This is a genomic window from Roseibium sp. (genome assembly GCF_025698965.1).
In the GTDB taxonomy this organism is placed as follows: Bacteria; Pseudomonadota; Alphaproteobacteria; order Rhizobiales; family Stappiaceae; genus Roseibium.
On the sequence record NZ_JAILWL010000291.1, the window covers coordinates 1 to 8,268 of the forward strand.

The following is an 8,268-nucleotide window of genomic DNA, read 5'->3' on the forward strand; positions in this document are numbered from 1 at the left end:
GCCAACGCGTCGTTGCCGGTTTGCGTGACGGCCGCGATCGAAGCGTTCACATCCCCATCAATGTCGGTCAGAGTGACGAGATCACCTTCCTTGATGTGAATGAGGCGCATTTCCCCACATCGGATTTCAGTCCGCTGCGTTCGACCTGTGAGGTCGAAACCGGGATAACGTGCTCCCTTAGAATTCAATCCACCTGATACCGGTGCATAGATCTGCATTCCCACAGCTCCGTCTGATTTGAGTAGCGTGTATTGGAACCGGTTCCATAAATTGAACTGGAACCGGTTCCAATTGTCAATAACCTGTAATAAATTTCCTTGGTGTTCTATAGAGTCGGAACAGAAAAGACGGAGAAATTGGATGGAAAATCCGTCCGGCACGAAGAAGCTGGGTGTCAGGGCACTGGCCAAGATGACCGGTTTTTCGACTGGAACCATCTCTCGCGTGCTGAACAATTCAGCGCTCGTGAATGCAGAAACGCGCCGCCAGGTGTTAGAGGCAATCGACAAGGCCGGGTACACGCGTAATCCTGCCGCTCGGGCCCTTGCAACGCAGCGCACCAAAACGATTGGTGCCGTAGTGCCGACCCTGGCGCATTCTATTTTTGCACGATTTCTGAATGCAATTGAACAGGAACTGGCCGGGCGAGGCTATGCGCTGGTCATTGCCACGTCTGGTGAGGATGCGGATACAGAAGAGCGTCGCGCGCGTGAATTGATTGATCTGGGGGCTGAGGGCGTGATCCTCTCCGGCGCTGTCCACAATGTGTCCTTGCTGGAATTTTTGTCAGCAGGGAAAATTCCGGTTATCTGCACCAGTGTCTGCAAGGGGCAGAACGGGTTGCCGGCCATTGGGTATGACAATGCCGCCCTTGGTCAAAAGGCATTGCGGTTCCTCGTTTCCCTTGGTCACAAGAACCTGCTCGTTCTTCATGGCCCCAAACAGAACAATGACCGTACACGGCTTCGTATCGAAGGGGTTATGACTGGCGCCAGTGAAACAGGCGCCAAAGTTCAATTGTTGGAAACGACGCTCGATGTCGCAGGTGGCACAAAGTCGGCCGCAGACTATTTCTCCTCGAAACACCCTGGCGCAAGTGCAGTCCTTTGCCTTTCCGATGTCCTGGCGCTTGGTGTTCTTTTCGAAGCCGGCAGACGCGGAATTTCAGTTCCGGGGGATCTGTCTCTGATGGGGTTTGATGATCTCGATTGGGCAGCGCATAGTGTGCCTTCGCTGACGACAATCCGCTTGCCGACTGCAAGAATGGGAACGCATGTTGCCAAGGCGTTGATGGGCAAGCTTGATAGCGCGGAGCCCATCGAGACGCTTCGTCTTGATGCTGAAATTGTGCAACGCGAGTCCGTTGCGGATGTGAAAACCTAATCACCCGAATCTGAAGTTCGTCTCGTTTTTCAACGCACTCAGACCGAACTTCAGATTCAAGAGCGCATGAACCAGCGACGATCGAAGGAACGACCTTCAGCGATCGTTTGTGGAATTGGAGCCGACGACAGGCTTTGATTGCGTCTGATCTACTCGGCTTTTCGCGCGCGATTACATCGTTTGCGCCGCATTAATGGACGAGACGAAACGTCGTGTGCGTTCCCGTTGCGGGTTGCGAAAGATGGCCTCGGCATCACCGGTTTCAACCACCTGGCCGGCTTCCAGAAAGACGACATGGTTGGAGATCTGGGAGGCAAGTCTGAGGTCATGTGTTGCCATAACCATCGTCGTTCCTTCGTTGGCGAGCTGTCCGAGAACATCCACCACTTCGCCAGCCAGTTCCGGATCGAGTGCGGAGGTTGGTTCATCACACAGAAGGACTTTCGGAGACGGGGCGAGGGCACGCGCGATAGCGACGCGTTGCTGCTGACCTCCCGACAAGTTGGCGGGCCATGCGTCGATCTTGTGTGCCATGCCAACTTTGGTGAGGAGATCCATGGCGCGTTGTCTTGCCTTCTTACGCGTCCATTTCTGAACCACAAGAAGACCTTCCATGACGTTTTCGATCACCGTGCGATGCGGAAACAGCTGGAAGTTCTGAAACACCATGCCCGTTTCGCAGCGGATCTTCTGAATTGCGGACTGTGAAACCGTGTTTCCGGGTGTGAACGTGACCCTGTTGTCGCCGACCTGGACGCTGCCGGACGTCGGAATCTCGAGCAGGTTGATTGAGCGCAGAAGCGTGCTCTTGCCGCCGCCGGAGGGGCCGACGAGCGCCGTCACGCTACCTTCCGGAAAACGAAGCGAAATGTCGTCCAGGATCAGTGCATCACCGATCTTTTTCTCGACTTTGGAGAGTTCTATCATCGGCTTGTCTCCAGCATGCCGCCATAGCGTGCGAAGCGAATTTCCAACCGCTCCTGCAACCAGGCGAGTACTGAGCTCATTGCGAGGTAAATCAGAGCCGCTTCGATGTAGAGGATCAGCGGTTCATATGTTGTGGCTACAATGCGCTGAGCCGACTGGAACAGTTCAGGCACAGTGATTGCAGCTGCGAGTGAAGTATCCTTGACCAGTGAAATGAACGTATTGGAGAGCGGCGGCACTGCAACTCTTCCGGCTTGCGGCAGGATTGTGCGTGTCATCGCCTGGCGCCAGGTCATGCCAGTGGAAAATGCGGCTTCCCATTGGCCTTTCGGCACCGAGGAAATCGCGGCGCGGATGATCTCGGAAGAATAGGCGCCGACATTCAAGGTGAAACCGATCAGGGCGGCAGGGAAGGCATCAAGCAGGATGCCGATACTGGGCAGACCGTAGAAGATCACGAACAGCTGAACCAGAAGCGGCGTTCCGCGAAACACCCAGACGTAAAAACGTGCGACCAGAACCAACGGCATTGGAGCGAACAGCCGGGTTACGGCCGTTACCAGACCCAGGCCAAGCCCGAGGGCGAAGGAAAGAAGCGTGAGCGGTACAGTGAACTTCACGCCGGCCCAAAGAAGTGTCGGCAGTGAATCGATCATCAGTTGAAGCCAGTGAGGCACGGTGAAGCTCCAAAAAATTTTGCGCCCGGCATGAATGCCCGGCGCAGGTTTTGTTCGAACCGGGAATGTATCCCGTCATTCAGATCCGGCAGTTCCGGATTGGTCTCAGTTGGATACGTCCTGACCGAAATATTTTTCGGAAATCGCCTGATAGGTACCGTCCGATTTGATCTCGGCAAGGGCCGAGTTCAGGGCTTCGACCAATTCCGGATCACCCTTGCGCACGAGAATACCGGAATGATCCGCGTCTGCCTTTTCAGCAACGACCTTCACAGGCGCGTCCGGCTTCTGCTTCTTGAAGTCCAGATAAGACAAGCTGTCGTTGATCGTGGCATCAGCGCGGCGTGTCAGCACAAGTTGGATGGATTGGTCGAAGCCGTCGGTGCCGATCAACTCTGCGCCCGCATCTTCGGCAATCTTGCCGAAATTGCTCGTCAGGGACTGAGCCGACTTTTTCCCCGACAGGTCATCGAAGCCGTTGATGTCATCATTATTCGCACGAACGATCAGCACGGCCTTGGAAACGATATATGGGTCTGAGAAATTGTATTTTTGTTTGCGGGCGTCGGTGATGCCGACCTGATTGATCACGGCATCGTAGCGTTTCACATCAAGCCCGGCGATCAGACCATCCCATTTACCCTCCACGAATTCGGCTTTGACACCGAGTTTTTCGGCAACCGCATGGCCGATTTCAACGTCGAAGCCGACAAGTTTGCCTTCAGTGTCATGATAGGTGAACGGCGCATAGGTGCCTTCGGTGCCGATCTTGATGACACCTGCGGATTGGATCGCGTCGAGATTTTCACCTGAGATCGACGGCGAAAACGAAAGCGCATTTAGCACGGCGGCAGCGGCAATTGCCCTGAACCAGCTCATTTTTTTACCTTTTGGACAAGTTTTTGATGTTGGGGAACTTAATGACAGAATGTGGTGTCGTTTGCAGGAGAAGAAAGAGCGAAAGATCGGCAGCGGAGAGAATATTTTGCTCGCAATCGGCAAAGACGTGGAATGCGGTGTGCAAAAGCCAGAGCCTGTTGTCGGTCCAGTACCCCTGGCAGTGTCTTTGAGATTTCCCATAAGCTGTTTGAAACCTGAGCTGGCATAGCACCAAGTCAGCTTAGGTGAGCCTTCCAGTGATGGCACTGGATCCCGGAGGGTGGATTAGCATCAAATACAAATCTTCCTTGGGTTGCCGATTTTTTGGATCAACAAGTTGGAATTGAAATGTCATGCTGATGCGGATAACACCTGATGCGACGACAATTCGGCAGTTCGACACCACGGAGAATCCGGCGAACTCAAATGAGAATTGATCGGTTCGAATTAAGATAGGGCAAGCATTTTGGCGCCCGACAAGACTGACGTGCCTCGAGGGGGAGCAGAGACACTGTCATGGGGAGCGAGACCGACAAAAACAGATCGCCGACCAATCGCAGGGTAACAGCTGCGGATGTCGCGAAGGTGGCCGGCGTTTCCCGGTCTGCCGTTTCAAGGGCTTTCACCGAAGGGGCGTATCTCGACAAGCACAAGAAGAAACACATTCTGCAGGTGGCGGAAAAGCTGGCTTATCGTCCCAATCTATTTGCTGCTGGACTTCAAACCAAAACATCGAACGTTGTTGCGATCCTGGCTGGTCAGAACAGGGGCATCTATGATCAGGAACTCCTGGATGGACTGCTGAGTGCACTTCTGGCCGAGGGTAAGTTCCCGATCGTTCTGAAAGGCAATGAAATAGCCGAAACACCAAGTCTGCAAGGCATTTTCGGGTTTCCGGTAGACGCCATGATTGTGCGCGCCGGCAGCGTTGAGCCGTTTATCGTCGAGGCATGTTCAAAGCTCAACATTCCGCTGATCTTTTCCGGATGCATCGTTGAAGCGGACAATATTGATTGTGTTGCCTGCCGCAATTACGAGGGAATGCACCAGCTCGTCGACATGTTGATTGCCTCCGGGCGGCGCAGGTTCGGCTATCTGGATATGGTTCCCAATTTTGCGGCCAAGAACCAGAGACCAGTTGCAGCAGAAGCTGCATTGAAGGAAGCCGGACTGCAACTGATGGCTCATGGTACCGCTGACCCTTCGTTTGACGGTGGCCTTTCTATTGCGACGGACCTTCTTAAAAACAATGATCTCGACGCGCTTGTGTGCGCCAATGACGAGGTTGCTCTCGGCGCGCTCACGGCTGCCAGAGATGTTTTGAACATCTCAGTGCCGGAAACGCTGGCGATCACAGGGTTTGACAATATTTCGATGTCCGGCTGGCCAAACTATCAGCTGACAACGGCGACAAACCCAATTGATGAAACGATCGCCACAATTGTCCGCCTGCTGCTTGAGCGGCTGGACAATCCGGAAAAGCCTGGAGAGAGGGTCCAACTGGGCGCCGAGTTGATCTTGCGGCAGACCCACTCGTGATCTGATGAAATAGTCAGGTGGTTTGTTATCAGAGGCGCCGCAGTGCGGTGGCCACAGGAGAGAAACCCGTCGTCGGCTTCGATACCCAACGCAGCCGCCTGGAACAAAAACGCCGACCGACCGATCACGGGAGGTCGTGTTCAGGTTTCGGTGCTCTTGTGTGCCCGTTCCAGTCCGGCCTGGGCCGACATTCGGCGATGCCAGGTGCGATAGGAAGAGCCTTCCTGCCGAGGTTGCCTTTAGGGAAGGTTCTCGCATAAGGTTTAGCTAGTCTCCGTACAACTTTTTATCGGGCAAACTGAAAATCTATTGAAACAACAAAAGTGTTTTCCGGGGGGAAATCATGTCATTGAAAGTTTCCGATCTTGTTGACCAATCCAGCTACTTCGTGAGCAAGTCTTCTGTTGTCTTGAAAGAAACCAAGACCGGTGCGGGGAAACTGAACCATTTATTGTTGGGAGATTGGCTGAAATATCTTGGCGAGACACATGTGCACAAATGGAAAACCAAGAAAGGTGCCAATCGGTCTGCGACTTTTGCAAAGGTCAGATGTCGTGGTGATGAAGGATGGCTTCGGCTCGATGAAATTCAAAAACAACGAGCTCTTGAGGTCAATTTTGTCGATATTGGTCAGGGGGATGGTTGTCACATTGTGACGCCGGACGATGAAATCATGCTTGTTGACGCGGGCATTGGTGACAACATGGTCCGCTTCTTGTCCTGGCGATACAATCTCCGTGGCAGAAATGTCAAACGAGCACCTGACTTTGATCCCGATAAACCCGCGAAAAGTCCCAAGCTTATCGAATATGTGGTGATGTCTCACCCGGATGAGGACCACTATGGTGGATTTGAGGAGATTTTCGAAAACCCGAAACTCTCTTTTGACAAGGTCTTTCACAATGGCATCGTGGAAAGACCGAAGGAAAAAAAGATCCCCGGGGTTGAATACCCGTGGGACCTTGGGGGGAACTTCAAGGCAGACGGTCGAAAATACCTCTATGACTACGTTGGCTCTTCGACTGCACTCAAGAAACTGGTGCGGTCCTTTCCGAAGACGCGTAAAGTGCTGATGTCGACATTTCGGGCATTGTTGACGAACACGCCCGCAGCCAGGATATCAGCGGTGGGCGTCTCGATGGAGAGCTTGCACAAGAAGGTCTATCTTGGCCCGTTCGATGAAAACTCTCCATTGTCGATGCAGATACTCGGCCCGATCGTCGAAACTCAAGAATTCAAGGGAAAGTCCCGCAGATGCTTACGTCTCCTTGGCAACGAAGGGGAAACGAAGAACGGCCACAGTGTCATTTTCAAGGCAGGATTTGGCAATTTGACACTCCTGCTGGGAGGCGATCTGAACAGCAAATCGCAGAATTTTTTGCTTCAATCCTATGCCGGTACCAAAAGTTCACCGGAGCAACTGGAAAAGGTCATCCAACGGCTGAAGAAAAAGAATCAACCGCTGAAAGCTGCCGATCAAAAAAAACTAAACGATGCCGTTGCGGAGTTTGAAATCCTGGAAAACAAGGGGCGCGAGATCTTTGGAGTAGATGTTGCGAAAGCCTGTCATCACGGCAGTCAACACATCATCGACAGTTTTATCCGTTCAGTGAATTCCATCGCGACCGTCATTTCAAGCGGGGACAAGGAAACACATAGTCATCCGCGACCGGATGCCCTTGGCGCATATGGGAAGATGGGGCGCAGCAAACGGCCTTTGATTTTTTCAACGGAACTTGCACGCAGCACCAATGAATTCACACCGCAACTGAAAAACTATCTCGCGCTTCGTGGAATCACACTTCAGATTGAAGCGGAAACAGACAAGAAGAAGAAAGCTGCACTCGAAGCCAGTCTCGAGAACAAGCGGGACCGCAACGTTGCTGTCTACGGAATGATTACTCTTCGGGCGACCGAGGACAGGGTCATCATTGCGCAGAAATTGGAAGAAGCTCGGTCTGCATCGCAAAAGTGGGATATTTACGAATTGCATTTCGACGCAGAAACCGAGCGCTTTGTTTACGATGGTCACTAGTTTTCAGGTGGGTTGAAGGCGTGAATATCAATCACCATCAGCCACCAAATCGTTAATGACGTGTTTCCTTCAACAATACCGCTCCGGTCCGTTCCATTGCTCCTCAGAGTAGCGATCCCCGTGTGCCCAGCCAACGGGAAGCACGGTTTCAATGCGTTTGAGATCCGTTTCCGTGAGGTTCAATGCTGCCCCCGAGACGCACTCGCGCAAGTGATCCACTGACCGCGTACCCGGTATCGGGATCACCTGAGGCCCACGGCTCAAAAGCCAGGCATTCGCCAGTCCAGCTGCCGTCGTGCCCATCTCCACTGCGAGAGTTCGAAAACCTTCCGTGATGCGCAGGTTTTCGGTCAAGTTCGGCTCCATGAAACGCGGATTGCCACCAAGGAAAGGCAGATTTGCGAGCCGGTCGCGCGGGATCGGGTTGTCCGTCAAAAGCGAACGGCCGACAGGCGAGAAGGCTACCATGGCGACACCAAGCTCAGCACAGGTCTGGACCAGCCCAAGATCAGGAAAGCGCGTGGAGAGGGAATACTCGGATTGAACGGCAGCGATTGGAAAGACTTTCATGGCACGCCGCAAAGTTGAGGGCGCTATTTCGGAAAGACCAATCGCGCGGACCTTGCCTTTTTCAACGAGCCGACCAAGATTTGCCGCCGTTTCCTCAGGCGTGAAACGCCTATCTCGGCGATGAGCGTAAAACAGATCCACATATTCCAGACCAAGTCGTTGCAACGAGGCGTCCAGCTCTGTTTCAAGGTGCTCAGCTGAATTGTCAAAGATGCGATTACCCTTCGGATCGCGGGTAATGGTTGCCTTTGTCGCGAT

At 53.2% G+C, this 8,268-nt stretch carries 8 protein-coding genes; 3 read left to right on the forward strand and 5 right to left on the reverse strand.

Annotation, left to right across the window (positions count from 1 at the left end; translation table 11 throughout):
• Window positions 1-218 (reverse strand): hypothetical protein (locus K5905_RS21050; RefSeq protein ID WP_297587331.1); only part of this gene is annotated, 218 nt, incomplete at its 3' end.
• 142 nt (window positions 219-360) lie between these two features.
• Here K5905_RS21050 and K5905_RS21055 point away from each other — a divergent pair.
• Complete coding sequence (locus tag K5905_RS21055) at window positions 361-1,383, forward strand: LacI family DNA-binding transcriptional regulator (RefSeq protein ID WP_297587334.1); 1,023 nt, start codon at window positions 361-363, stop codon at window positions 1,381-1,383.
• A gap of 171 nt (window positions 1,384-1,554) precedes the next feature.
• On the opposite strand, the gene K5905_RS21060 is transcribed toward K5905_RS21055, so the two are convergent.
• The 3 genes from K5905_RS21060 to K5905_RS21070 all read right to left on the reverse strand — a co-directional run bounded on the left by K5905_RS21060 (window position 1,555) and on the right by K5905_RS21070 (window position 3,866).
• Entirely contained in the window at window positions 1,555-2,310 is a 756-nt protein-coding gene (locus tag K5905_RS21060; protein WP_297587337.1) for an amino acid ABC transporter ATP-binding protein, read from the reverse strand.
• Window positions 2,307-2,987, reverse strand: coding sequence for an amino acid ABC transporter permease (locus K5905_RS21065; RefSeq protein ID WP_297587340.1), 681 nt, complete (start codon window positions 2,985-2,987; stop codon window positions 2,307-2,309). Before K5905_RS21065 ends, K5905_RS21060 begins: the two co-directional genes overlap by 4 nt.
• 105 nt (window positions 2,988-3,092) lie before the next feature.
• Window positions 3,093-3,866, reverse strand: a complete 774-nt coding sequence (locus K5905_RS21070) for an amino acid ABC transporter substrate-binding protein (protein WP_297587342.1) — start codon at window positions 3,864-3,866, stop codon at window positions 3,093-3,095.
• Window positions 3,867-4,382: 516 nt separating this feature from the next.
• Here K5905_RS21070 and K5905_RS21075 point away from each other — a divergent pair.
• Both K5905_RS21075 and K5905_RS21080 read left to right on the forward strand, forming a co-directional pair.
• A complete protein-coding gene (locus K5905_RS21075) occupies window positions 4,383-5,405 on the forward strand; it encodes a LacI family DNA-binding transcriptional regulator (protein ID WP_297587345.1) in 1,023 nt (340 codons plus the stop codon).
• Between the two features lie 343 nt (window positions 5,406-5,748).
• Window positions 5,749-7,440, forward strand: coding sequence for an MBL fold metallo-hydrolase (locus K5905_RS21080; RefSeq protein ID WP_297587348.1), 1,692 nt, complete (start codon window positions 5,749-5,751; stop codon window positions 7,438-7,440).
• A 69-nt stretch (window positions 7,441-7,509) separates the two neighbouring features.
• On the opposite strand, the gene K5905_RS21085 is transcribed toward K5905_RS21080, so the two are convergent.
• The coding region (locus K5905_RS21085) for an aldo/keto reductase (protein WP_297587351.1) at window positions 7,510-8,268 on the reverse strand (759 nt) is incomplete at its 5' end.